This is a genomic window from Streptomyces sp. NPDC003691 (genome assembly GCF_053981115.1).
In genome coordinates, this window is record NZ_JBSFNQ010000029.1 from 24,011 (window position 1) to 48,319 (window position 24,309).

The following is a 24,309-nucleotide window of genomic DNA, read 5'->3' on the forward strand; positions in this document are numbered from 1 at the left end:
TCCACGGTCTCGCTCCGCGACCCTGAGGGGCCGGGTCCGCTTCCGCGGGCCCGGCCCCTCGGCCGTTTCTCCGTCAGGGCCGGGGGAAGTCGGCCTCGCGTACGGAGTGGAGGTGGATCAGCGCGTCGAAGGACCGGCCGAGCGCCAGATCGTAGGAGGGGTAGCCCTCGTAGAACTCCGTGCCGATGGTGCGGACCGGGCGGGCGGTCTCCAGCCAGCGGCGGGCGGCGGGCGCGGCGGCGCGCAGATCGGCGTAGTAGTCGCGGTGGCGGACCCGGTCGAGGGTGTGCTCGTTGCTGCCGGGAGCGGCCGCGCCGACGGTGAACTTCCGCCACTCCCCGCCGATGGCGGCGGGCTTGGAGAGGAAGGAGCCCCGGTCGAAGGTCATCCCGATGGGGAGATAGTCCCGGCCGAGGGCGTCGCGGAGGAAGGAGCCCTGGGTCTTGGGGTACATGGCGGCCGTTCCGGCGATCAGGCCGAGGTGGTCGTTGTGGGCGGAGACCAGCACCTTGTGGCCGGTGCGCCGCTGCCACCAGAGGACGTTGCGGGCCATGACCTCGTCGCGGAAGCGCTGGAAGGGGGGCAGGCCGGAAAGGTCGGTGGTGTCCACGGTCAGGAAGTGCGTGGTGTCGGCGACGGAGCGGGCGTTCTGTACGGCCCAGTCGTGGGCGTCCCGGTCGGCGCCGCCCGCCGCGCGGATCAGGTCGAGTGCCTGCCGGGCCCGGTCGGCGAAGTGCCGCCTTTCGGCGATCGGCCGCTTCAGATACTCGAAGACGTCGTCGACGGGGCGCAGCCCGGTGTAGAGCCCGTCGATGCGGGCGGCCAGCGCGGGGTGGTGCTCGTGGACATAGCCGGTGATCCGGCCGAAGAACTCGTCGGTGATGGCCGGTCCGGCGAGGTCGTTGCCGACGAAGTGGACGGTCCGGGTGGGGTTGCGGCGGTTGTGGTCGCGCATCCACTCGATGAGGTGGACGAACTCCTCGCGGTCCCAGGGGGAGTTGGCGAGGGTCTCCCGGGCGATCTGCCGGGCGTCGCCCTTGCCGGACTGGAGGAAGTCGTCGATCCGCAGTCCGGCGGGCCAGCTGTACTCCAGGGAGAAGGCGCGGAACCCCTTCTCCCGGACGAGGTACCGGAAGAGCCGTTCCTTCATGGCGAAGAACTCGTGGGAGCCGTGGGTGGCCTCGCCGAGGCCGACGACCTTCGCCCCGCCGATCATCGCGCCCAGGGCCCGCAGGTCGTGGTTCTTCCCGCCGGGTTCGGCGGTACGCAGAGGGTGGGCGATCCGGTCCAGCGCGCGGACGACGGGGTCGCGGTCCGGGGCGGTGTTCCACCCGGGGTCCCGCCCGGCGGCCGGGGCCGCCTGCGCCGCCGCGGGGGCGAGGGCGGCCGGGGCCATCGCGATCGCCGCCGTGACGAGCATGGCCCGGCGGCCGATGCACGGATGGTCATGGCTGGTCATGCTGGGGGCTCCTTCGGTGGGCTGCGGCGACAGGGGAATCCTCGTCCGCGGCGCCCCGGCGGCGCAGTGACCGCGGCTCCCCTGTTCCTGGTGGAGCCCGCTACACCGGGGCCGCCGGTACGGCATCGGCGCGGCGGCCCGAGGGGTCCGCCGGCCGCTCCCGCGGCGCGCTCTTGACTTCGGCTTGACCGGCTGTTGACAGCCCGATAGCAAGCCTGTGACCTGCACTTTTAAGGATCTTGCAGATGAGTCGCAGGTCACTGCAGAGAGGTGTTCGAGCCGTTCCGGCGGGGGTTAAGTTAGGCCAGCCTCACCTTGCCGGACGGCCGGTTTCCGGTCGTCCCTTTCCCCGTGGAGACTCCTGTGCGACTCCGTTCTCCCGCCGTCGGCGCCGCCACCGCGGCCGCCGCGCTGGCCCTTGTCACCGGCTGTGCCGAGAAGCCCGGCGGCTCCGGTGGCGACGGCGCCGTGTCCGTCGTCGCCAAGGACGACTCCTGCGAGGTGTCGGCGACGGAGGTACCCGCCGGGCATGTGCAACTGGACATCACCAACAAGGGGTCCAAGGTCACCGAGGTGTACATCCTCTTCCCGGACGACCGGATCGTCACCGAGCGGGAGAACATCGGGCCCGGGACCTCCGCGCGGCTGACCGCCGAGGTCAAGGCCGGGGCGTACGAGATCGTGTGCAAGCCGGGGATGAAGGGCGACGGGATCCGGCAGAAGATCAGCGCCACCGGGGGCGCCGTGGCGAAACGGAGCCCGGAGATGGACGCCGCCGTCGCCGCGTACCGGCAGTACGTCCAGCAGCAGGCCGAGCGGACGCTGCCCAGGGCGAAGGTGTTCACGGACGCCGTCGCCGCCGGGGACGTGGCCGCGGCGAAGAAGGCGTACGCACCGTCCCGGATCGGCTGGGAACGCACCGAGCCGGTCGCCGAGTCCTTCGGCGATATCGACCCCCGGGTCGACCTGCGCGAGGACGGGCTGGAGAAGGGCCAGGAGTGGACCGGCTGGCACCGTCTGGAAAAGGCGCTGTGGCAGGACGGGCGGATCGGCCCGCGGGAGAAGACGCTCGCCGCCACCCTGATGAAGGACCTGAACGACTGGCAGCGGCGCGTCGGCACCGCCGAACTCACCCCCACCTCCATGGCCAACGGCGCCAAGGAACTGCTGGACGAGGTCGCCACCGGCAAGGTCACCGGCGAGGAGGAGCGGTACAGCCACACCGACCTGGTCGACTTCCAGGCCAATGTGGAGGGTGCCCGGAAGTCCCACGAGCTGCTGAAGCCGGTCGCGGCGAAGAACGACGCGGCCCTGGTGGCCGAGCTGGACCGGCGGTTCGCCGCACTGGAGACGCTGCTGAACAAGTACCGCACCGACCGGGCGGCGCCCTCGGCCGACGCGTACACCTTCGTCTCGTACGACACCGTCGGCACCGCGCAGCGCAAGGAGCTGAGCGACGCGGTGAACGCGCTGGCCGAGCCGTTGTCGCGGCTCGCCGCGGCCGTGGTCAAGTAGGGGCCGGGCGATGACCGGACAGACGGACCGGCCCTCGTCCGCGGCGGAGCCCGGGCGGGCGGCCCGGCCGTCCCGCCGGGCGCTGCTGGCCTGGGGCGGCGCGGCCGCCGGGGTCGCCGCGGGCGGTACGGGGGCGGTGGCCCTCTCCGGCCGGGACGGGCCCGCGGCCGACGACCCCGGCGCGGCGGTGCCCTTCCACGGACCGCACCAGGCCGGGATCGCCACCGCCGTCCAGGACCGGCTGCACTTCGCCGCGTTCGACGTGCAGACCCGCGACCGGGCCGCCCTGGTCCGGCTGCTGAAGGAGTGGACGCGCGCGGCCGAGCGGATGTGCGCGGGCCGGGCCGTGGGCACGGGCGCCTACGGCGGCCTGCCGGAGGCGCCGCCCGACGACACCGGTGAAGCCCTCGGCCTGCGGCCGTCCCGGCTGACCCTGACGGTCGGCTTCGGGCCGGCCCTGTTCGACCGGGACCGGTTCGGTCTGGCAGGCCGCCGCCCGGCCGCCCTGCACCCGTTGGAGAGCTTCCCCGGCGACCGGCTCGACCCCGCCCGCAGCGGCGGCGACCTGTGTGTGCAGGCCTGCGCCGACGACCCCCAGGTAGCGGTGCACGCGATCCGCAATCTGGCCCGGATCGGGTTCGGCACGGTCGCCGTGCGCTGGTCCCAGCTCGGTTTCGGCAAGACGTCGTCGACGACCCCCGAGGCACAGACCCCGCGGAATCTGATGGGCTTCAAGGACGGCACCCGCAACATCTCCGGTACGGACACGGCCGCGCTCGACGGCCATGTGTGGGTCGCCCGGGGTGACGGTCCGGACTGGCTGGCCGGCGGCTCGTACCTGGTCGCCCGCCGGATCCGGATGACGGTCGAGACCTGGGACCGGGCACCGCTGAAGGAGCAGGAGGACATCTTCGGCCGGGACAAGGGCGAGGGCGCCCCGGTGGGCCGGGCCCGCGAGCGCGACGAGCCGTTCCTGCCCGCGATGCTGCCGGGCGCACATGTCCGGCTGGCTCATCCGGACTCCAACGGCGGTGCGCGGATGCTGCGCCGGGGCTATTCGTTCACGGACGGCACGGACGGGCTCGGACGCCTGGACGCGGGGCTGTTCTTCCTCGCGTACCAGCGCGATATCGACCGGGGGTTCGTCCCCGTCCAGCGCAGGCTGGCGGCCTCCGACGCACTCAACGAGTACATCCAGCACGTCGGTTCGGCGCTGTTCGCCGTCCCGCCGGGAGTCCGGGACCCGGACGACTGGTGGGGCCGCGAACTGTTCTCCTGAGCATCTCTCCCGAGCTCCGCCGCCGGCTTTCGTATCCCCGAGGAAGGACCGCCGTGTTCGGCAACTATCTGATCGGTCTGCGCGAGGGCCTCGAAGCCAGTCTCGTCGTCTGCATCCTGATCGCCTATCTGGTGAAGACCGGCCGCCGGGACGCCCTGGTCCCGGTCTGGGCCGGGGTCGGAGTGGCCGTCGCCATCTCCCTCGCCTTCGGTTCGGTCCTCGAATTCGGCTCGCAGCAGTTGACCTTCGAGGCGCAGGAGATGCTCGGCGGCACCCTGTCGATCGCCGCCGTGGCACTGGTGACATGGATGGTCTTCTGGATGCGCCGCACCGCCCGGCACCTGCGGTCCGAACTGCACGGCAGACTGGACGAGGCCCTGCGGATGGGGACCGGTGCGCTGGTCGCCACGGCAGTGTTCGCGGTGGGGCGGGAGGGGCTGGAGACGGCCCTGTTCGTCTGGGCCTCGGTCCGGGCGGCGACCGGGGAGAGCCCCAGCGGGCAGCCGATCGCCGGGGTGCTGCTGGGCATCGCGACGGCCGTCCTGCTCGGCGTGCTGTTCTACCGCGGCGCGATCCGCATCGACCTGGCCCGATTCTTCACCTGGACCGGCGGACTGCTGGTCGTGGTCGCCGCCGGAGTGCTGGCGTACGGCGTCCACGATCTCCAGGAGGCCCGCTTCCTGGGCGGTCTGGCGGACAAGGCGTTCGACATCAGTACGACGATTCCGCCGGACTCCTGGTACGGCACGCTGCTGAAGGGCACCGTCAACTTCCAGCCCGACCCGACCGAGCTCCAGGTCACCGTCTGGTTGCTGTACCTGGTCCCGACGCTCCTGCTCTTCCTGCGGCCCGGCAGCCCGGGTACAGCCGGCAGGAAGCAGGCGGTACCCGGGCCGGGTCAGGGCCGGGGTCAGGACCGGAGTCAGGACCGGAGTCAGGACCAGGGCCGGGACCAGAGTCCGGGTCCGGTGGCAGGCGGCTGAGCCCGGATTGCACGGCTGCCCCGGAGCAGCACCCTGCGTACCTCCCGCATCGTGGAACACCACCGCCCCGGGGAACTCTTGTTCCCCACCGGTGCCGTGGCCGCTGTGACACGATCCCGTCGTGGGTCGTACCGGCCGTGGGGGCCGGAGTGTCCGGCCCCGGGGGGAGACATCGATGGCAGTGTTCCTCGCAGGTCTGTTCCAGGCGGCTCCGCCGCCCGTGGTGGTGAAGCCTTCCGACGACCCGGAGACCGAACGGAGACAGCAGGCGATCGCGGCGCGGAAGAACGCGAACATGGCCGCCGCAACGGCGGCTTTCCAGGAGGCGTGGACCCGTTTCCGGGCCTGTGACCGGCCCGCCGAGCCCGAGGACGCCCGGTGGGGGCTGTGGCCCGCTCCCCCGGGGCCCGCGACGGCGCTGGTCCCCCGGCTGGAGTCGATACCCGGCGTCGATGTGCTGATCATCGGCAGTCTGAGCGGCAAGGCGGTGGGCGAGACCCAGTTGCTCCATCGGCTGCCGAAGCGGGCCGCGGGGGGAACGGACGCGTCCGCGGGGCCCCCGCAGGAGCCCGAGGACCTCACCCGTCTCACCCCCGATCAGGTGCGGCACTGGCTCGCGGCGCACCCGGGCGAGTCCCTCTACATCAAGGTGACGGTGGAGACCGGGACCAGCCTGGTCGAGCCCGGCGCGATCGCCGAGATCCTCAACCACGAACTCTCCGCGCACACCGAGGCCTACGCGGACTTCTTCCACACCGAGTCGGCCGCACCCGGCACCGGTACCTTCGGCACGGCCGAGGAGCAGCATGCGGAACTGCGCGCGGGGCTCCCCCGCTACCGGACGATCGCGGGCCGCTATCTGACCGGCTACGACGACGCCTGGGCCTTCAACCGGCGCCGCACCCTGGACGACCGGGCCCTCGCGGCGCTGCCCGAGGGACTCGAAGGTTTCTGACGGGGCCTTCCGAGGGCTCCTCCGACGGGTATCCGTGCCGCTCGGTGCGCACGGGGGTGTTCCCAGGATCCGAGGCACCGGGGCTGATCCGGTCAACGGGGGAAGGCGGTCGCTCCACCGTGTACGGCACGTTTCTGTTCGGTCTGGGCACCGCTCTCACCGCGGGTCTCGTCATCGCCCCGCTGCTCGCCGTGGCCGCAGGGACGCACCGCGCCCGGCTGCTCCGGCCGGTCCTCCTGGCCGTCGGCGGCACCTTCGGGTCGCTCCTCGTCCTCGACCAACTCGTCGAGTCCGGCGGCCGCCGCCCGACGGCCGCGGCGGACGCGGTCCTCGCCGGGATGTCGGCGGTGGCGGCCGCCGCGCTGATCGGCCGGGCGGTCCTGGAAGTCCGCCGCGCGGCACCGCAACGGCCGCTGCCCGCGGGTGTCGTGGTCGCCGCCGCCGCTCTCGTCACGGCACAGGGCGGTCTCGCCCCGGCCCGGTTCACCGGGGGCGCGGCCCGGGCCGCGACCGGCACGGAAGCGAGCGTTCTGCCGCTTGCCGGGGTGGCACTGGGCGTCTCCGCCGCGGTCCTCCTGACCCTGGCGGCCCGCCACGGCCTGCCGCGGATCCGCCCGGACCGCCGGTTCCGCGCCGCGGCGGCGGCCCTGCCCGCCCTCGCCGCGGCCGGACTGCTCGCCCGGGGCACCGGCGGTCTCCAGGCCGCCGGTGTGCTCGGCGGTGACCGGACCCCGGTGTACGACGTCCAGTCCGCGGTCCCGGGCGACAGCTGGTACGGGACCGTGCTCGGGGCGGCCACCGGGTTCAGCCCCTTCCCCACCGCCCTCCAGATCACCGTCTGGTGCCTGTATGCGGTCCCCGTGCTCCTTCTCCTCCTCTCCCCGATAAGGTTCGGTCGTTCAGTCGGGGGCGCGGGGGCCGAGGGGAAGACGACCGATGGAGAGGCCGATTCGGGTGGGAGCACGGCGACGCCGGGGCCGGGGGACGGCCGTGACGGGGCTCGTGGCGTCGGCGGCCGTACTGGCCCTGACGGCGAGCGGCTGTGTGACGGTGCACGGGGAACGGGCGGTCGTCCCGTCGGCGACGGAAGCTGAGGCGGCCGAGGCGCTGAAGGAGTTCGTGGCCGCGTTCAACGCCGCGGACAAGGCGTACGATCCGGCGCTGGACGCCGACCGGGTCACCGGTCCGCTGGGCGCGGTCAACCAGGCCGGTATGAAGTCCCGCAGTGTGACGTACCCCGGCGGCAATCCGCGGCACACCCCGCTGGAGCTGACCGATGTCACCTTCTCCATACCGAAGAAGGCAGGCTGGCCGCGGTACTTCCTGGCCGATACGGACTCCAACCGCGACCGGGACGGCGGCCCCGGTGACGAGCGGTGGCTGCTGGTCTTCCTCCGCGGCGGCCCCACGGACATCTGGAAGGTCGGCTATCTGAACGCGGTGCCCGCGGCGAAGGCGCCGAAGCTGAAGCGGGACGGCGAGGGGTATGTGACGATGCTCCCGGCGTCGACCGGGAAGCTGGCGCAGCGGCCGGACGGACTGCCCAAGGGCTACTCGTCCTATATGCAGTCGGGGACGCCCCCGGTCTTCGGCGACGGCCCGCACACCTCGCAGTGGCGCGACGTCCGGCGGCGCTCGTCGAACCTGCCGGGGATCTCCACCCAGTGGATCGACCAGCCGCTGGACACCGGCGACTTCGCGCCGCTGGCGTTCCCCACCGAGGACGGCGGGGCGCTGACGTTCTTCACGATCCGCACCTATGAGCGGCAGACCGCGGCGGGCGGGGTGAAGCTGACCGTCCACCCGGATGTGAAGCCGCTGCTGACGGGCACGGTGCACACCTCGCTGACGAAGGAGCGGGTGTCCGCCCAGGCGGCGCTGGTCCCGGCGGCGGGCGGCGCCGGGAAGACCGAGATCCTGAGCCGGCTGGCGGGTCTCACCACGGCGAAGGGCACCTGAGGGCCGGGGGCGGCGGCGCCCCGGCGGAACTCCGCGGCGGGATTCCGTGCGCGGGGGCAACCTTTCCGCGGGGCGGTGCGTCTCCGAGCCGTACGCCTCCATGGCGTACGCACCCGCCCGCTTTCTCAGCGAAAGGCCCCTGTGCACAGATCAGTTGCCGCCACCGGCACCGGTGGCGCCCTGTCCGTCGTCGTCCTCGGCAGCCTGCTCACCGCGGTCCCGCCGGCCGCGGCCGCCCCGCAGACCACCGCGGCCCCCGTCTGCGCGGCCAATGTCTACCAGCGGACGATCTACAAGAACGCGTCGTTCACCGGCGCCCCGGCCCGGACGGACTGCGACGGGTCCGTCAACCGGAACTGGTCCGGAAGCCCGGCCTCCGGCGTACCGAAGGACAACTTCTCCGTCCGCTGGACGGTGAGCCGCGACTTCGGCTCCGGCGGCCCCTTCACCTTCACCGCCTCCGCCACCGACGGTGTCCGCGTCTATCTGGACGGCGTCCGCAAGCTGGACCTGTGGAAGGGCACCGGCGACACCGCCCGCGCCCAGGGGGTCAATCTCACCGTCCCCGCCGGACGGCACACCCTCCGGGTCGACTTCGTGAACTGGTCCGGTGCCGCCAAGGTCAAGTTCGTCTATACGCCCCGGACCTCGGCCCGCTACGACAAGACGAAGCCGCTCGTCCCCACCGGGCTGAAGACCGCCTACAACACCACGACCCGCCGCACCACGGTCTCCTGGACCGCCAACAAGGAGATGGACCTCGCCGGTTACACCCTCTACCGGCGGCCCACCTGGAGCACCAAGTGGTGGAAGGTGGCCACCACCACCGCCCGCACCCACACCGACCATCTGGTCGTCGCCGACGACCGCGAGCCCTACTACTACGAGCTGCGGGCCGCGGACAGGACGGGCAACACCTCGGCGGGCAGTACGGACGTCATCAGCAATCCGGTGCCCGTGGTGACCTCGCTGACCGGCAGCTACAACGAGACGACCGGCAAGGTCGCCCTGAAGTGGCCCCAGAACAAGGAGCCGCACTTCGACTACTACACGGTGCTGGAGCAGCGGGAGGTGGACGGCTACTACCGCTGGGTCCCGCTCGGAACGACCAGGGGCACCACCTGGACCGCCGACGCGGGACCGGCCGACGGCGGGGGCCGGTGGTACCGCGTCCTCGTCACCAACGACGGCGGCACCACCACCCGCAACCCGGACCGGCTGGAGGCCAACGCCCCCAATGAACTCTGGCTCACGGTGCCGGACCGGGTGGCGCCCATGTACGCGCCCCATCTGACCCTGGGCTCCTGCACCGGGGGCGTCGAGGCGAAGGCCACCGACTACACGCCCGCCCCGATCCGCGACTTCGACGGGCTCGCGATCGAGCGGCGCGCGGCGGGCGCGGACGCCTGGACGGTCATCGGCCACGAGGAGTTCAATCCGCGGCTCGGCGCCAGGCTCACCGTCTGCGATCCGCTGCCGCGGGACGGCGGCACCTACGAGTACCGGGCGCGCACCTTCGACCGGGCCCTGAACTACTCGCCGTACACCGATGTCGTCACCGTGACGAGGCCGGCGGGCTGAGGTACGCCGAAGGGGCCCGGCGGACTCGTGTCCCCGGGCCCGGGAGGGCCGGCCGCTCAGTGGTGGAGCGGCCAGGCCTCCTCGTGCTCGACCGCGTACCGGGCACAGGCGTCCGTCAGGGCGCCCAGCAGGATCAGGGGTTCGGGGAGGGCGTGCTCCGGGCCCCGGACCCAGGTCACTCCGTGGTCACCCGGCAGCCGGGACGGCGGGACCAGTACATAGCTGCCGCGACAGTGCCAGCGCAGGCCCGGGTGCTCGGCCATGGTCTCGGGGTGGCAGTCCAGCTCGCAGGGCCACCACTCGTCCTCGTCCTCGGGGGTGCCCCGGGTCTGGGTGAAGAAGAGCGCGCGGGCGTCCTCGCCGTCACCGGTCGCCTCGGCGACCGGGCCGACCTCGACCCCCTGCTCCAGCAGCTTCGCGAGAGCGTTGCGGCCCGCTTCGAGGGGGACGTCCAGGACGTCGTGGACCATGCCGGTCGCGGTGATGAAATTCGCCTCGGGCTCGCCCTCGGCCCAGCGCGCGATCTGCGCGGGGTCGGTCGTGGACTGCGTCTGCCAGGCGAACGAGACGGGGTGGCGGCCCGGGGTCGGGCAGCCGATGCGCTCGCACGAGCACCGGTACGCGACGGGGTACGCGGCGGGCGCGAGTGGCAGTCCCGCGGCGGCGACGGCAAGCAGCAGATCCTCACGGCCGGAGTCGTCCGGCTCACTTTCCCGTGAGCGCCTGCGCAGCCAGCCGGCCAGCCTGCTCTCCCGGGGGAGCCCGTTCCCCGTGCCGCGGTAACGGCCTTTACCGTCGCCCATCTATCCCCTCACAGATCACAGCTCGCCCCTCGCGGTCCCTGCCATGGTCCCACCATCCTGCGCCGCGGGAGTCCACTGTCCCCAACCGGATGCCCTGTCCGCGCATTCCGGGGCGCACGGGGAGGGAGTGCGGGATACTGCGCCGCGCCGGTCGCCGGCCGGGCCCGGCGGACGGGCCGGGGGCCGGTACACGGCCGGTACGAAGGCCCCGGCCGGGGCCCGCGGGCCCGTGGCGGCGGGGCCGGGGAGGCTCGGGGCAGGGGGCCGGAGGGTGCGGCGGGCGTCCCGGGGAAGTGGCAGGGATCACCCTCCGGTGTCCCCTGATCACCCCCTGATCACCTCCTGATCACCGGCGGCCCGGTCCCGGATCACCCGCGCGGGCGCAGTCCGTACAGGGCGTACTCCACGATCCGGTCGGCGTAGTCGTGGGTCAGCGGCAGGGTCCGCAGCAGCCAGCGGTGCAGCAGCGGGCCGACGAAGAGTTCGGTGGCGATCCTGGGGTCGATCCCCGGGTCCGCCTCGCCCGCCTCCTGCGCCGCCGCCAGCCGTCCGGTGTAGAGCCGGAGGCCCGGGTCGAGGAGCTTTTCCAGGAACTCGGCGCCGACGGTCTCGTCGACGATGCCGGCGGCGGCGAGGGCCCGGGTGGGTCCCTCGTACCGTGGATCGGTCAGCTCGTCGACGGAGGCCCGAAGGACGGCCTTGAGGTCGGCCTCCAGATCACCCGTGTCGGGGAACCCGCCGTGCGCCGGGTCGGCGGTACCGGCCAGGTCGAGAAAGGCTTCGAGCAGGACGGCGGCCTTCGAGGGCCACCAGCGGTAGATGGTCTGCTTGCCGACGCCCGCGCGGGAGGCGATGCCCTCGATGGTCGTACGGGCGTAGCCGACCTCGGTGACCAGGGCGAGCGCGGCGTCGTAGATGGCGCGGCGGGAGCGCTCGCTGCGCCGGGTGGAGTCGGGGGGCCTGTTCTCGGTCTCTGCCATGCCCCCAATCTAGCAATGATGAGCCGATACGTATCGTCTCGTTTACGGAATGGTCCACGGGACGGATGACGGGGCGGTCTACGGGGGTGGTGACCGGCGGCGCTTCCCGCGGGCGGCCCGGGGCTCCCCCGGGATCATCAGGTCGACGCACGCCCGGTGCGGATCCGGGTACTTGGCCGCACCATGGCTTCCACGCATACCCGCGTATCCGCCGTTTCGTCCGTGAGGAGCCCACCTTGCGCTCATCGCTTCGCGAAGCATCGCCCCGCCGTTATCTGATGTGCCCACCCGCGCACTTCCAGGTGACGTACTCCATCAACCCGTGGATGGACCCCTCCAAGCCCGTCGACCTGCCGCTGGCCATGACCCAGTGGGAGGACCTGCGGGACCGCTATCTGGCCCTCGGCCACACCGTCGAACTGCTCGCCCCGCGCCCCGGACTGCCCGACATGGTCTTCGCCGCCAACGGTGCCACCGTCATCGACGGGCGGGTGCTGGGGGCCCGCTTCGCGCACCGGGAGCGCGAGGCCGAGGCCGCGGTGCACCGGGACTGGTTCCGGGCCGCCGGATTCACCGAGGTCCACGAGGCGGCCCATATCAACGAGGGCGAGGGCGACTTCGCCGTCACCGCCTCGTACGTACTCGCCGGGCGGGGCTTCCGGTCCTCCCCGCTCTCCCACGGCGAGGCCCAGGAGTTCTTCGGGCGGCCGGTGATCGGCCTGGACCTGATCGACCCCCGCTACTACCACCTGGACACGGCCCTGTGCGTCCTGGACGACGCGGCCGACGAGATCATGTACTACCCGGACGCGTTCTCCCCGGGGAGCCGCGCGGTGCTGGCCCGGCTCTTCCCCGACGCGCTGGTCGCCGCGGAGAAGGACGCGGCGGCCCTCGGACTCAACGCCGTCGCCGACGGCCGCCATGTGCTGCTGCCGCAGGCGGCGGTGGGGCTGTTCGATCCGCTGCGGGACCGCGGCTTCGAGCCGCTCGGGATGGACCTGGGCGAGCTGCTGAAGGGCGGCGGCAGTGTGAAGTGCTGTACGCAGGAGATCCGCGCGGCCGCCTGACCGCGCCGGGCCCCGGGGCGGGAGCGCCCGTCCCGGGGCCCGGGAGGGGTCAGCCGTCCCGGGGGTCCGGGGATCCGGCGGCCGGGTCGTCCCGCTCCGGCGGCGGCCACTCGTCGCCCCAGGCGGCGTCCCGCGCGTCCTTGTAGAGCGGCCCCTGGCGCTTGGTGACGTTCACCCGGTCGAGGCCGCCGTGCCCGGTGCAGAGGTCCAGCAGCACCAGCCCCTTGCGGATCTGCGGCTTCCGGGTGATCCGGGCGCCGACGGGGCGGACCGGGAAACGGGTCGCGGCCACATAGCTGAACTTCTCGTCCTCGTACGCCAGGGAGCCGCCCTTGACCTGGCGGTGCAGGGACGAGCGGGCGACCCGGGCCGAGAAGTGGCACCAGTCGGAGCCCGGCACGATGGGGCACGGGCCGCTGTGCGGGCAGGGCGCGGCGACGGTCATCCCGGCGGCGGTGAGCAGATCCCGGGCCGCGATGATCCGCTCGTATCCGTCGGGGGTGCCCGGCTCGACGATCACCACGGCCTGCGCGGCACGGGCGGCCTCGGTGACGACGGCGGTACGGTCGGCCGCGGTCAGCTCCTTGAGGACGTACGAGACGGTGACGAGATCGGTGTTCTCGATCCGGAGCGCCGCGCTGATCCGGGCGCGCTCCCAGCGGGCGCCGTCCGGGCCGGCCCCGCCGGAGCCGGCCGCCAGCTCCCGCCCGAGGCCGAGCGCCGGTTCGGCCCAGTCGAGGACGGTCGTCGCGGTCCGCCACTCCCCCGCGACGGCCCAGCTCGCGGCCCCGGTACCGCCGCCGATGTCGGTATGCGTGGCGGGCACCCAGTCGGGAGCCGCGTCCCGCAGCGCGGCGAGGGCCGACCGTACCGCCTCGAAGGTCGCGGGCATCCGGTACGCCGCGTACGCGACCACGTCCGACCGGTCCCGCAGCACGGGGGCGCCGGTGGGGGTCTCGCCCCGGTAGTTCGCGATCAGCCGCTCGACGGCCTGCGCGGCCCGGTTCGGCGGCAGCCCGTCGACCAGCGCGGCGAGCCCCCGGCGGAGGGCGTCGGCGGTGGTCTCGGCATCGGGGGCGGGGAGGGTGTCGCTCACCAAGGAATTCTAGGCGGCAAACGGAAGACCTCCGTCCCGGGTGACCGCAAGACATCTCCCCCCGGTGACGGCGACACCATCAGGGACATTGACCGCCTGATCATGTCGGGATCACGTGGGAGTGGGGTGCAGGGTCGCCCCCGCAGCCGATGGCGACAAGACGGGACGCGCTTCAGGGCGGTGCATCGCCGTCGGCGAGGAGGTGAGCCCGGAGGCCCACGACACACCCGAGCCCAAGCAAGGCCGGTGACGACCCCACGAAGCAACGGTCACCAACTTCAGCCCCGCCGGCGCTTGAGGCGCAGAAGCAACCCGCACCCACGGGCAAGGCACACCCCAGGGCCCCTGGGGCGAGGAACCCCAGCGGGAGGCGGCCCGGCCCCGCCGGCGCTTGAGGCGCAGAAGCAACCCGCACCTGCGGGCAACAGGGCCCCCGGGAGACCTGGGCGCGAGGAACCCGAGCGGGAGGCGCCCCGGCGGGAGGCGCCCCGGCTCAGAGGGGGGACGGGCTGCGCCGGGGGCGGCAGAGCAGCAGGAAGGAGGCGACCGCCGCCAGTCCGCAGACCAGCTGGACCACGGCCATCGGGACCGCCGTGTCCTCACCCGCCAGACCCACCAGCGGGGAGGCGACCGCGCCCATCAGAAAGCCGGAGGTGCCGATCAGCGCGGAGGCCGAGCCCGCCGCGTGCGGGGTGCGGTTCAGGGCCAGGGCGTTGGTGTTCGGCATGGTCAGACCCTGCGCCGCCATCAGCACGAAGAGCCCGGCCGCGACGCCCACGAGCCCCGGCTCCCCGAGGACTCCCGTCGTCATCACGGTCAGCGCCGCCGCCGCGAGGACGATCACCACCAGTCCGCAGGCCAGCGCCTTGTCGAGGCTGACCCGGCCGACGAGCAGCCGGCCGTTGATCTGGCCGACCGCGATCAGTCCGACGGAGTTGAGGCCGAACAGCAGGCTGAACGCCTGCGGTGACGCCCCGTAGATCTCCTGGACGACGAAGGGGGAGGCGGCGATATAGGCGAACAGGGCGGCGAAGGAGAAGGCCCCGGTGAGCACGTACCCGGTGAACACCCGGTCGCCGAGCAGGCCGCGCATCGTCCGCAGCGACTCCCCGACGCCGCCCGTCCGGCGCGCCTCGCGCGGCAGGGTCTCGGGCAGCCACTTGAGGATCACCAGGGTCAGTACGGCCCCGACGCCGGTGAGGACCAGGAAGATGCCCCGCCAGTCGGTGAAGCGGAGGACCTGGCCGCCGATCAGCGGTGCGACGACCGGGGCGACGCCGGAGATCAGCATCAGGGTGGAGAAGAAGCGGGCCATCGCCACGCCCTCGAACAGATCGCGGACCACGGCCCGGGCGATCACGATGCCCGCGGCGCCCGCCAGCCCCTGGACCAGCCGCAGGCCGATCAGCGCCCCGGCGTTGGGGGCGAAGGCGCACAGGGCGGTCGCGACGACGTACACGACCATCCCGGTGAGCAGCGGGATCCGGCGCCCCCAGCGGTCGCTGAGCGGCCCCGCGACGAGCTGTCCCAGGGCGAGACCGGCGATACAGGTGGTGAGGGTGAGCTGGATGGTGGCGGCGGGCGCCGAGAGGGAGTCCGTCACGGCGGGCAGCGCGGGCAGGTACATGTCCATGGAGAGCGGCGGCAGCGCGGCCATTCCGCCCAGGACGAGCGTGACCAGCAGCCCGGCCCGCCGCGCCGGGGGTACCGGAGGAACCGTGCGCTCCGCGGGACCGGTGGCCTCCAGGGCCTCCGGGCCGGACCCGGCGGACCCGGCAGGGCCGGTGGGGCCGGTGGGGCCCGCCTGAGCGGGGACCACGGCGGCGGCCGCGCCCACAGCTCCCGCGACCCCCGGACCGGCTCCCGCGACCCCCGGGCCGGCAGCCGCCGCACCCCCGGGGCCCGCGGTGACCGGCGGTTCCGTTCCGGTGGGGACCGCCGCGTCCGGGCGCCCCCGGCCTATGTGCCCCGCCCCGGCCCCGTCCGCCGGGCCGCTCGTCCGCTCGGCCATCGCCGCCCTCCCTGTCACCCTGTCGTTGAATGCTGCACCTATATTCGCAGCCTCCGCGCCCGGGAGGGACGGCTCAGGCCTGCCGGAGGCCCGGACTGCCCGCGATCATCAGCAGTGAACCCGCGGTCAGTACCGGCGCGCCCGGCACGGTCACGGCGGGTACCGCGCGGAAGTCGGCGCGGGCCGTGTGCTCCCGCAGGGTCAGCACGGTGTAGCCGCGCCGGCCGTCGTAGAACCTCAGATGGGGGTTGGCCTCCAGCAGCCGGGACCAGTTCGGCGGCCGGGCGGTGCCGTCGCGGCCGCTGCTGATGGAGGTGGTGGCGATCTCGGTGCCGACGGTCCGGGAGCCCGGGTCGTCCCACTCCGCCTTCAGGTCGAATCCGTACGCCACATGCACATCGCCGGTGAGCACGACCAGATTCCGGATCCCGGCGGCCTCGGCCCCCGCCAGCACCCGGGCGCGGGCGGCCGGATAGCCGTCCCAGGAGTCCATGCTCAGTTTGTAGCCCGCGCCCGGCACATCGCGCCGCCGGGCGAAGGTGACCTGCTGCGGCACCAGGTTCCAGCGGGCGGTGGACGCGTGCCAGCCGTCGATGAGCCACCGCTCCTGGCCCGCGCCGAGCATGGTGCGCCGGGGTGCTTCGGATGCCGGGCCCGGGCGCCGCCAGCCGTCGCCGTACGCCTGGTCGGAGCGGTACTGGCGGGTGTCGAGCACATCGAACTGGGCGAGCCGCCCGAAGTGCAGCCTGCGGTAGAGCCGCATATCGGAGCCCTTGGGGCGCTGCGGCAGCCGCAGCGGCTGGTTCTCCCAGTACGCGCGGTACGCGGCGGCCCGGCGCAGCAGGAAGTCCTCGGGCCGTACGCCGTTCTCCGGTCTGCGGCCCGCGTAGTTGTTCTCGGTCTCGTGGTCGTCCCAGGTCATCACGAAGGGGTGGGCGGCGTGCGCGGCCCGCAGGTCCGGGTCCGATTTGTAGAGGCCGTAGCGGAGCCGGTATTCGGCGAGGGTGCGGGTCTCCCGGTCGAAGCGCTTGGGGAGTTTGCGGTCGCGGTAGGCGCGGGCGCCCCCGCGGGCGCCGACGGGGTACTCGTACAGGTAGTCGCCGAGGTGGAGGACCGCGTCGAGGTCCTCGGCGGCGAGATGGGCGTGGGCGGTGAAGTAGCCGTCGTGGTACGCCTGGCAGGAGGCCAGGGCGACCCGCAGCTCCCGGACCCGGGCGCCGGGCGCGGGAGCGGTGCGGGTCCGGCCCACCGGGCTGATCCACTTCCCGGTGCGGAAGCGGTAGAAGTAGACCCGGGCCGGTTCGAGGCCGGTGACCTCCACATGGAGGCTGTGGTCGAACTCGGGGTGCGCGGTCGCCGAGCCGCGCCGGGCGATATGGGCGAAGCGGTCGTCGTGGGCGACCTCCCAGTTGACGGCGAAGCTGCCGCGCGGCAGCCCGCGGTCCGGTTCGTAGGGGCGCGGCGCCAGCCGGGTCCAGAGGAGGACGGACTCCGGCAGCGGGTCGCCGGAGGCGACGCCGAGGGTGAACGGGTCGCGTTTGATCCTGGCCGGGTCCACGGCGGCGGCATGGGCGCTGCCGGGCAGTCCGGTGGCGAAGGCGAGGACGGCGGCGGCTCCGGCGGTGCCGAGGAAGGCCCGGCGGCCGGGGCCCGGACGGTCGCCGGGGACGGGACGGTCACCGCGGGCGGGACGGTCGCCGGGGCCCGGACGCTCGCCGCGGTCCGGCCCGGGAAGCGCGGGCGCCACGGCTCCGAGGTGGAGGAGCCGGCGGGCGGCGGCCCGGAGTTCGGCGGGGTGCTCGGTGCTGGACGGGCTGCTCAACGGGCTCCCTCCGGTCGGTGGCCGCGGACGCGCCGGAGCGGACGGCGTCGCCGGTGGACGGGAACGTACGGTGCTGCCCACGGATGTAACCTCACCGACCGATGTGACCATGCTTTTTGATCAACTTGTGGCGCATTTCGACCGTGTCGACCCGCTGTTCCAGAACGCGGGTGGATCGGAGCCCCGGGACGGCCGTCCCCGAACTCTCATATGAGGAATGGCATCGGGCGGCGGGGCGGCCGCCGCCGTGGGAGGCTGCCCGCATGGACGACGCCCCCATCTGGCCCACCGTCGAGAGGTTGCGCGCCTGGCTGGACGCCGACGGCGAACGTCCGGCGGAGCAGACGCTGCTCCTGCGGGTGCTGAAGCTCTCCGAGGAGGTCGGGGAGGTGGCGGAGGCCGTCATCGGGGCCCTGGGCCGGAACCCGCGCAAGGGTCACTCGCACACCTGGCGCGACGTCGAATCCGAACTCTGCGATGTCGTCCTCACCGCCATGGTGGCGCTGCGGACCCTCACACCGGACGCGGAGCGGGTCCTCGCGGAGCACATCCAGGGGGTGGCCCGGCGCTCCCTGGGGCCGGGCGGGGCCGTACCCCGGGCGTCCCGGTCGCCCGAAGCACCCGCGGCACCCGGGACGCCGGAGGCACCCGGCGGCGCGCAGCCGGAAGCGGGGGCGGCCCCCCGCTGACCGGCCGGGGCCCGTTCACACATGGGTGAAGCCGGACTCCCGCATCGCCCGGTCGAGATGCCAGAACGCCTTGTCCACCGCGTGCCGCGGAAAGGTCGCCGTCCGGGCCGTCGACTCGTCGGGCAGCGAGGGACAGCCCTCCTCCGCCAGCACCAGCACCCGGTCGAAACCGTGCCGCCCCTGGAAGAGCCCGATCTCGTGGATCACGTTCTGGCGGGCGATCCGCAGCCCCTCCTCCGTGGTGTCCTCGGCGGTCATCACACAGATCGCGAACGTGCACCGCTGGAGATACTCCTGGAGCGCCTCGGTGACCGGCCTGCTGCCCCACGAGTTGGACTCGAACGAGTACACCGGCAGCCCGAAGCGCTGTTCGACGAACGCCTTCACGGCCAGCCAGTCCGGATTGCGGCCATGGGCGATGAACACACCCCCGGGCTCGGTCTCCGCGCCCGCCGGCCTGGTCCCGGCCAGCGAGCCGATGAAGTCGGCGGTGACCTTGGCGAGCTGGGCATGGCCGTGACTGCCGACGTACCGCAGCTTGTGCCGGGCGAGGGTCATCCCGAGCAGCGACCCCAGTTCGATCTGGAGCCGGTCGCCCGCCAGAACCGCGAGCAGCCCGGCGGCGAAGACGTCCCCGGCGCCGGTCGCGTCCTCGATCTCGTGGTCGTCCAGGACCAGCTGGGGGTAGAACTCGTCGAACATCTTGCTGCCGTCGTGCCGCCACACATGGATACCGGAGCGCCGTTTCACCAGGAGCTGGGCCCGCTCCCCGGCCAGCCTGCGCAGGATCCGGGCCGCGGCGTCCTCGTCGGCGACCCCGCCGCCGTCCGCGCCGGGACCGGCGTCCGCGCCGCCCGGTGCCCCCAGCTCCCGGAACTCCCGGTGGTTCAGCAGCAGATAGTCGGCGAGGGCGACGATCCCGGCGACCGGGCCGTCCGCGGCACCGGCCCAGACATGCCCCGGGTCGACACAGATCAGGGTCGCCGGGTTCGCCAGCTTCACCGCCCGCAGCAGGTCGAGCAGCCGGTACGGGGTGTCGGGGTCGAGAAAGCTGGTGACATGCACGATGCGCGCACTCGCCAGATAGGCCGTCAGGGGCTCGAAGGAGCGGTCCAGATGGGCGGCCATGCTGGTGTTGGCGCCCGCGTGGGTCAGCAGGGTGCGCTCGCCGTCCTCGGTGAAGGAGAAGCAGACCCCGCACAGCCGTCCGTCGTCCTCGGCGACGAAACGGTGGTCGATACCGTCGGCCCGCAGTTGCTGGACCGCGCTCAGCCCGGGGCCCGGCACCCGGCCCGCGACCCCCACATAGCCGAGGCGGAGATCGAGCTGGAGATGGGCCAGGGTGTGCAGGGCGTTGTAGGCGGAGCCGCCGAGCGAGGTCCGCAGCCGTGAGGTGTCGGCCGCCTCCAGGGCGGCGTACACGACGTCCTCGTCGACGGCCGCCTCGGTGCCCCATTCGGGGGCCGGGCACCCCTCGGGGAGGAGATTGGCGATCCGCCGGATCAGGGTGCTCCGGGGCGGCCCGCCGGAATCCGGACCGCCGGGGGCGGCGGGACCGGCGCTGTGGATGTAGTCGAGGTTGAGCGCCCCGATGCCGACGACGTCGTAGGCGAATCCCGGACCGTGCCCGCCACGGTCGTCACGCCGGTCACCGCTCATGCAACTGCCTCCCCTGGAGAAAACCTTCCCTCGCCAGCATCCTTTCCAACTCCCAGAAGACCGACTCGACCCGGCCGGGCGGGAAGTCGAGCCGGATCAGCCCGGCGATATTGGACGGGGCCTCGCAGCCCTCCTCGGTCAGCAGCGCGACCCGGCCGAAGCCGTAGCGGCCCTGGAAGAGCCCGACCTGGTGGACCAGCCGCTCCCCCACCCGGCGGCCGCCGCCCGCCATCACCCGGGTGGCCGTCAGCACGCAGACCGCGAACCCGCACCGGGTCAGCCGCTCCTCCATCGCCGACCAGCCGGGCGGCCTGCCGGGCACCCGGGCGTCCCGCGGTCCGTCCGGCGCGAACCCCCCGGCGGCCCGGCCCGGGGCGTGCTCCGCGCCCGGCAGCGGCCGGTGCCCGTCCCCGGCCACCGCCACGGCCGACAGGTCGATCCGGTCCACCCGCAGCGCCAGGTCCTGGGTGAGGAACCGGTCCAGCCGGTCACCGCCGTCCGGACCGCCCTCGGAGGCGACGAGGACGGCCCGGGGATGGCTGCCGGGGCCCGCCGGGTCCTCCGGTGTCGTCAGCAGCCCGTCCCCGAACCCCGGCAGTCCCACCCCGGCGCCGGAGCCGCCGCGGCGCCGCCCGGCACGCTGGCGGGACAGGTCGAGCCCGAGCCGGGCGCCCAGTTCGACCTGGAGCCGGCCGGAGGCGAGCGCGGCCAGCACGGACGCGGCGAACACGTCGCCCGCGCCCGTCGCGTCCTCGACGGTCCCCTCCCGGATCCTGCGCCGCAGCCGGAACCGCCGGGCCAGCAGTCCGCCGCCGGCCCGGCGGTAGACCTCCACGGCGTCGTACCGCTTGGTGACGAACAGCGTGGCCCGCGGCACCCGTTCGAGCACCCGGGAGGCCAGGACGTCGTCGGACTCCCCCACCGCGTAGCCGCCGAGGGCCTTCAGCTCCCGGTGGTTGACGAAGACGAGGTCCGAGAGGCCGAGCACGGCCTCCACCCCGGGGCTCGGGTTCTGCGCCCAGTCGAAACCGGGGTCGAAGCTGATCCGGGTGCCCGGTCCGCGCCGCTTCGCCTCGCCCAGGACATCGGCGAGGACGGCGGGCGTACGGTCGTCGAGGAACGAGGTGACATGGACGATCCGGGCCCCGGCGAGATGGTCCGCGATCTCGTCGGCGTGCGCGGCGAGATGGTCGGCCATGGCGAAGTTGGCGCCGGGGTGGGTGAGCATGACGCGTTCGGCGTCGTCGAGGTAGGAGAGGCAGACCCCGGCGGTCAGATCGGGGCGCCGGGCCACCCACTGCCGGTCGATGGCGAGTTCGTCCATCTGGCCCAGGAAGGACAGTCCCGGTGTCTCGATCCGCCCGGCGACACCGACGTAGCCGAGCCGGATACCGAGCCGCAGTTGGGCGAGGGTGTAGACGGTCAGCCACGCCGAGCCGCCGAGCGAGGCGTCGAGCGAGGCACTGCCGAGCCGTTCGATCGCCTTGGCGACGGTCGTCTGGTCGACCGGCCCCTCGGTGTTCCACTCGAACCGGGCCACCGACTCGTGGACCTGCTCGGCCGTCCGCCGGGACAGCCCGGACGCACTCGCGATGTAGTCCACGTTCAGGGCGCCGACGCCGATCACCTCCGGCGCCGTCGCCGCCCGTCGCGCGCTTCCCCGTGTCGCCACCGCGCCCCCTCGGTACGCCGCCGGACTCCGGCCGGCCCCTCCAGGAAAGCGGTCCCGCGGCGGCCCCGGCAAGCGGGCGGCGTACCGTACCCCGGCGGCCCCGCACGGGCCGTACACCCGTACGACCGCCGGGGGGGTGAATCCTTCCGCGGTCCGTGCGCCTCTCATGGATGTACGGACGCACGGGCCGTACGGAACCGGAGGTAGTCATGATCACCGCAGCCGTCGTGGGCGCGGCCGTACTCGTCTGCGCCTGCACCGTCTTCTTCCTGCTGCGCCGCGGGAGCGGGCGTGGCTGATACCGGGTGGCCGGGCGAGCAGCTGATCGCCGCGGCCCGGGACGGCGACGGCGAGGCGGTCGCCGCGCTGGTCTCCGGATCGCATCCGCACGTACGGCGGTTCGCGCACAGCCTGTGCGCCACCCCGCAGGACGCCGAGGACGCGGCGCAGGAGGCGCTGATCATCCTCTACCGGAAGATCGGCATGCTGCGGGCCTCGGGAGCGCTGGCGTCCTGGATGTTCCGGATCGTCCGGAACGAATGCCTGCGGCGGGCCAGGCTGCTGCTGCGGAGCCCCGGGCCGGTGCCGGAGAGCGCCCTGCCGTCGTTCGAGGAGGACGTGCTGCGGAAGCTGGAGGCGGAGCTGGTCGCGCGGGCGATCGCCGCGCTCCCGGCCGACCAGCGGCAGGTGCTGATCATGCGGGATGTCCAGGGGTACAGCGGGCGGGCCACGGCCGCCGCACTGGGGCTCAGCTCCGCCGCCATGAAGTCGCGGCTGCACCGGGCCAGGGCGGCGGTGCGGCGGGCGCTGCCGTCGGAGGACGAGGCGCTGCGGGGAGGCGACGGCGGTGTCTGAGCCGGGAAGTCCCGCCGGCGGGCCGGAGAGTTCCGCCAGCGGGCCGAAGAGTTCCGCGGGCGGGCCGGGGAGTTTCGCGAGCGCGTCGCTGCCCCGGCACCTGGGGCGCGGTGCCGTGGGCTTCGGCTCGCTGGCGGCCTCGGTGCTGCTGCTGCCGGTGACCGGGCCGGTGAGTCTGCTGCTGGCCCCGGTGGGCCTGCTGGCGCTGCGCGGCTGCCCGCTCTGCTGGACCGTCGGGCTGGTGCAGACGGTGTCCCGGGGGCGGCTGCGCCGTGAGTGCCGGGACGGCCGGTGCGAGCTGCGGCCGGCCGGTGGGAGGGGGAAGGGGAAGGAGGCGGTGGCGGGGCGGGGGTGACGGGCCCGGCGCGGAGGCCGGACGGGCGCGGGCCCGGTGCCGTACGGCCGCACCCCGGTCCGGCGGGCGGGGCGACGGGGCGGTACGGACCCGGCGCGCGGCGGGCACCGGCACGGGACGGGTCCGTGCCGGACGGCCGGGGCCGGTACGGATACCGGACCGCCCCCGCCCGGCCCGGCCCGGGGGTGAAGGGCGGCACCGGCGGGGCGGGCCGCAACGGAGCGGGGTGCGGCGGGGTGATCCATCTCACGGAGGACTATCGGCCACCAGGGGTCTTCTGGCTGATCAGCAGGCGTACCCGGGCCCGGGGGCCGGGTACGGCTGAAGGGGCCGCCCGCGCACCGGGGCGGCAGCCGACCACCGCCGACGGAGGGCAGAACGCGTGATGACCCCGAAACCACCGGACCCGGCCCGGGCCCCAGGAGCCGACTCCGCGGACCCGCCCCTGGTGAGCACCAGCGGCGGTCCCCGGGGCCGGGGCCGCCAGTACGGGGCCGCGGCCCGGGAGCGCGTCCTGCTGTCGCTGGAGAACTACGAGAAGCTCTACGCCCACTTCGCCGGGGTGGACTGGCGGGCGGCGACCGCGGTCGCGGAGACCTTCGTGCCGGTGATCGAGAGGTTCAACGCGGACCATCTGGAGGAGATGGCGGGGATCGCCGACGGTGCCGGGGTGGAGTTCGCGGACATCCTCGCCCTCAATCTCCGGACGGAGATCCTCTTCTCGGCCCGGGCCAGGGCCGCCGCGCCCCCGGCCGAGTGCACCGCCTTCGCGGATCTGCGGGGCCCGGATCCGATCGTGGGCCAGAACTGGGACTGGCTGCCCTTCGCCCACCGCACGATCGTGGTCCTGCGGACCGAGCCGACGAACGGGCCGCGCTGGGTGTCGGTGGTGGAGGCCGGGCTGCTGGCCAAGTTCGGCATGAACTCGGCCGGTCTGACGGTCCTGACGAACGCCCTGGTCAGCTCGGTGGACCGGGGGCGCCCCGGGGTGCCGTACCACCTGCTGCTGCGGGCCCTGCTGGAGTCGGAGTCCGCGGCGGCGGCCGAAGAAGTCCTGCGGTCGGCGGACCGGTCCTCGTCCGCGAACTACCTGCTCGCCACCGCGGACCGGGCGGTCGATCTGGAGGCCCGGCCCGGCGGCCCCGGCGAGCTGGCCCGGCGGGAGATCGCCCCGGGCACCGTCTTCGTGCACACCAACCACTTCACGGCGCCCGCCGGGGACTTCGGTACGCCCGCGGAGGACCGCGGCCCCGCCGTCTTCCTCGACACCCTGGACCGCCGGGCCCGCGCCACGGCGCTCGCCGGGTCGATGCCCTATCCGTCGGTCGCCTCCTGGCGGGAGGTCCTCCGCGACCACGACCGCCGCCCGGAGTCCATCTGCTGCCATCCGGACCCCGCCACCCCGGAGCTGAGACGCAGTTCGACGGTGGCGGGCACGATCGTCGAACCCGGGCGGCAGCTGATGCACCTGTCCCTGGGACGGCCGTGCACCACGCCCTGGGTGACGTACGCCTACCGCGACTTCTTCCGGGGGCGCGGCTGAGCGGACGGCGGCGGGGCGAGCGGGCG

At 73.7% G+C, this 24,309-nt stretch carries 20 protein-coding genes; 12 read left to right on the forward strand and 8 right to left on the reverse strand.

The window, feature by feature from the left end; translation table 11 throughout:
* Positions 1-73 precede the first annotated feature (73 nt).
* The gene (locus ACWDR0_RS16365; RefSeq protein WP_456352353.1) at positions 74-1,459 is read right to left on the reverse strand and encodes an erythromycin esterase family protein; all 1,386 of its coding nucleotides are present in this window, start codon (positions 1,457-1,459) and stop codon (positions 74-76) included.
* A 363-nt stretch (positions 1,460-1,822) separates the two neighbouring features.
* On the opposite strand from ACWDR0_RS16365, the gene efeO reads away from it, so the two are divergent.
* From efeO to ACWDR0_RS16400, 7 genes are all read left to right on the forward strand, one after another.
* Positions 1,823-2,974 carry an iron uptake system protein EfeO gene (gene efeO / locus ACWDR0_RS16370; RefSeq protein WP_456352354.1) on the forward strand — a complete coding sequence of 384 codons (1,152 nt, stop codon included), beginning with the start codon at positions 1,823-1,825 and terminating at the stop codon, positions 2,972-2,974.
* Between the two features lie 10 nt (positions 2,975-2,984).
* Positions 2,985-4,253, forward strand: a complete 1,269-nt coding sequence (gene efeB / locus ACWDR0_RS16375) for an iron uptake transporter deferrochelatase/peroxidase subunit (RefSeq protein ID WP_456352355.1) — start codon at positions 2,985-2,987, stop codon at positions 4,251-4,253.
* Between the two features lie 53 nt (positions 4,254-4,306).
* On the forward strand, positions 4,307-5,236 hold the full coding sequence (gene efeU, locus ACWDR0_RS16380; protein ID WP_456352356.1) for an iron uptake transporter permease EfeU: 930 nt from the start codon (positions 4,307-4,309) through the stop codon (positions 5,234-5,236).
* A 175-nt stretch (positions 5,237-5,411) separates the two neighbouring features.
* Positions 5,412-6,191, forward strand: coding sequence for a hypothetical protein (locus ACWDR0_RS16385; protein WP_456352357.1), 780 nt, complete (start codon positions 5,412-5,414; stop codon positions 6,189-6,191).
* 119 nt (positions 6,192-6,310) lie between these two features.
* Positions 6,311-7,285 (forward strand): FTR1 family protein, encoded by a 975-nt coding sequence (locus tag ACWDR0_RS16390; RefSeq protein ID WP_456352358.1) that lies wholly within the window; start codon positions 6,311-6,313, stop codon positions 7,283-7,285.
* Complete coding sequence (locus ACWDR0_RS16395; protein WP_456352378.1) at positions 7,194-8,150, forward strand: hypothetical protein; 957 nt, start codon at positions 7,194-7,196, stop codon at positions 8,148-8,150. The genes ACWDR0_RS16390 and ACWDR0_RS16395 overlap by 92 nt, the downstream gene beginning before the upstream one ends.
* A 141-nt stretch (positions 8,151-8,291) precedes the next feature.
* Positions 8,292-9,731: a PA14 domain-containing protein gene (locus tag ACWDR0_RS16400; RefSeq protein ID WP_456352359.1), complete on the forward strand. Its 1,440-nt coding sequence runs from the start codon at positions 8,292-8,294 to the stop codon at positions 9,729-9,731.
* Positions 9,732-9,787: 56 nt separating this feature from the next.
* On the opposite strand, the gene ACWDR0_RS16405 is transcribed toward ACWDR0_RS16400, so the two are convergent.
* Together ACWDR0_RS16405 and ACWDR0_RS16410 are read right to left on the reverse strand one after the other, a co-directional pair.
* Positions 9,788-10,534 (reverse strand): bifunctional DNA primase/polymerase, encoded by a 747-nt coding sequence (locus tag ACWDR0_RS16405; protein ID WP_456352360.1) that lies wholly within the window; start codon positions 10,532-10,534, stop codon positions 9,788-9,790.
* Between the two features lie 368 nt (positions 10,535-10,902).
* Positions 10,903-11,514 carry a TetR/AcrR family transcriptional regulator gene (locus tag ACWDR0_RS16410; RefSeq protein ID WP_456352361.1) on the reverse strand — a complete coding sequence of 204 codons (612 nt, stop codon included), beginning with the start codon at positions 11,512-11,514 and terminating at the stop codon, positions 10,903-10,905.
* A gap of 236 nt (positions 11,515-11,750) precedes the next feature.
* Between ACWDR0_RS16410 and ddaH the strand changes: the two genes are divergently transcribed.
* Complete coding sequence (ddaH, locus tag ACWDR0_RS16415) at positions 11,751-12,581, forward strand: dimethylargininase (RefSeq protein WP_456352362.1); 831 nt, start codon at positions 11,751-11,753, stop codon at positions 12,579-12,581.
* A gap of 49 nt (positions 12,582-12,630) precedes the next feature.
* Here the strand turns inward: ddaH and ACWDR0_RS16420 are convergent, their stop codons facing one another.
* From ACWDR0_RS16420 to ACWDR0_RS16430, 3 genes are all read right to left on the reverse strand, one after another.
* Positions 12,631-13,677: a small ribosomal subunit Rsm22 family protein gene (locus tag ACWDR0_RS16420; RefSeq protein ID WP_456352363.1), complete on the reverse strand. Its 1,047-nt coding sequence runs from the start codon at positions 13,675-13,677 to the stop codon at positions 12,631-12,633.
* A gap of 493 nt (positions 13,678-14,170) precedes the next feature.
* Positions 14,171-15,688 carry a multidrug effflux MFS transporter gene (locus tag ACWDR0_RS16425; protein ID WP_456352364.1) on the reverse strand — a complete coding sequence of 506 codons (1,518 nt, stop codon included), beginning with the start codon at positions 15,686-15,688 and terminating at the stop codon, positions 14,171-14,173.
* 73 nt (positions 15,689-15,761) lie between these two features.
* Positions 15,762-17,510 carry an alkaline phosphatase D family protein gene (locus ACWDR0_RS16430; protein ID WP_456352365.1) on the reverse strand — a complete coding sequence of 583 codons (1,749 nt, stop codon included), beginning with the start codon at positions 17,508-17,510 and terminating at the stop codon, positions 15,762-15,764.
* A 263-nt stretch (positions 17,511-17,773) separates the two neighbouring features.
* On the opposite strand from ACWDR0_RS16430, the gene ACWDR0_RS16435 reads away from it, so the two are divergent.
* Positions 17,774-18,199 carry a MazG-like family protein gene (locus ACWDR0_RS16435; protein WP_456352366.1) on the forward strand — a complete coding sequence of 142 codons (426 nt, stop codon included), beginning with the start codon at positions 17,774-17,776 and terminating at the stop codon, positions 18,197-18,199.
* A 15-nt stretch (positions 18,200-18,214) separates the two neighbouring features.
* Here the strand turns inward: ACWDR0_RS16435 and ACWDR0_RS16440 are convergent, their stop codons facing one another.
* Complete coding sequence (locus ACWDR0_RS16440) at positions 18,215-19,858, reverse strand: PfkB family carbohydrate kinase (protein ID WP_456352367.1); 1,644 nt, start codon at positions 19,856-19,858, stop codon at positions 18,215-18,217.
* Positions 19,848-21,530 carry a PfkB family carbohydrate kinase gene (locus ACWDR0_RS16445; protein ID WP_456352368.1) on the reverse strand — a complete coding sequence of 561 codons (1,683 nt, stop codon included), beginning with the start codon at positions 21,528-21,530 and terminating at the stop codon, positions 19,848-19,850. The genes ACWDR0_RS16440 and ACWDR0_RS16445 overlap by 11 nt, the downstream gene beginning before the upstream one ends.
* Positions 21,531-21,821: 291 nt before the next feature.
* Here ACWDR0_RS16445 and ACWDR0_RS16450 point away from each other — a divergent pair, with 291 nt between their 5' ends.
* The 3 genes from ACWDR0_RS16450 (at position 21,822) to ACWDR0_RS16460 (ending at position 24,283) form a co-directional block, all read left to right on the forward strand.
* The gene (locus ACWDR0_RS16450; RefSeq protein WP_456352369.1) at positions 21,822-22,385 is read left to right on the forward strand and encodes an RNA polymerase sigma factor; all 564 of its coding nucleotides are present in this window, start codon (positions 21,822-21,824) and stop codon (positions 22,383-22,385) included.
* Positions 22,378-22,740: a hypothetical protein gene (locus ACWDR0_RS16455; protein ID WP_456352370.1), complete on the forward strand. Its 363-nt coding sequence runs from the start codon at positions 22,378-22,380 to the stop codon at positions 22,738-22,740. The genes ACWDR0_RS16450 and ACWDR0_RS16455 overlap by 8 nt, the downstream gene beginning before the upstream one ends.
* Positions 22,741-23,125: 385 nt before the next feature.
* Positions 23,126-24,283 carry a C45 family autoproteolytic acyltransferase/hydolase gene (locus ACWDR0_RS16460; protein WP_456352371.1) on the forward strand — a complete coding sequence of 386 codons (1,158 nt, stop codon included), beginning with the start codon at positions 23,126-23,128 and terminating at the stop codon, positions 24,281-24,283.
* Positions 24,284-24,309 lie beyond the last annotated feature (26 nt).

Bases quoted from the DNA above. Each gene is read 5' to 3' on its own strand.
- ACWDR0_RS16425 (WP_456352364.1), bottom strand. From the start codon at position 15,688: ATGGCCGAGCGGACGAGCGGCCCGGCGGACGGGGCCGGGGCGGGGCAC.
- ACWDR0_RS16435 (WP_456352366.1), top strand. From the start codon at position 17,774: ATGGACGACGCCCCCATCTGGCCCACCGTCGAGAGGTTGCGCGCCTGG.
- ACWDR0_RS16440 (WP_456352367.1), bottom strand. From the start codon at position 19,858: ATGAGCGGTGACCGGCGTGACGACCGTGGCGGGCACGGTCCGGGATTC.
- ACWDR0_RS16405 (WP_456352360.1), bottom strand. From the start codon at position 10,534: ATGGGCGACGGTAAAGGCCGTTACCGCGGCACGGGGAACGGGCTCCCC.
- ACWDR0_RS16365 (WP_456352353.1), bottom strand. From the start codon at position 1,459: ATGACCAGCCATGACCATCCGTGCATCGGCCGCCGGGCCATGCTCGTC.
- ACWDR0_RS16410 (WP_456352361.1), bottom strand. From the start codon at position 11,514: ATGGCAGAGACCGAGAACAGGCCCCCCGACTCCACCCGGCGCAGCGAG.
- ACWDR0_RS16460 (WP_456352371.1), top strand. From the start codon at position 23,126: ATGACCCCGAAACCACCGGACCCGGCCCGGGCCCCAGGAGCCGACTCC.
- ACWDR0_RS16385 (WP_456352357.1), top strand. From the start codon at position 5,412: ATGGCAGTGTTCCTCGCAGGTCTGTTCCAGGCGGCTCCGCCGCCCGTG.
- efeB (WP_456352355.1), top strand. From the start codon at position 2,985: ATGACCGGACAGACGGACCGGCCCTCGTCCGCGGCGGAGCCCGGGCGG.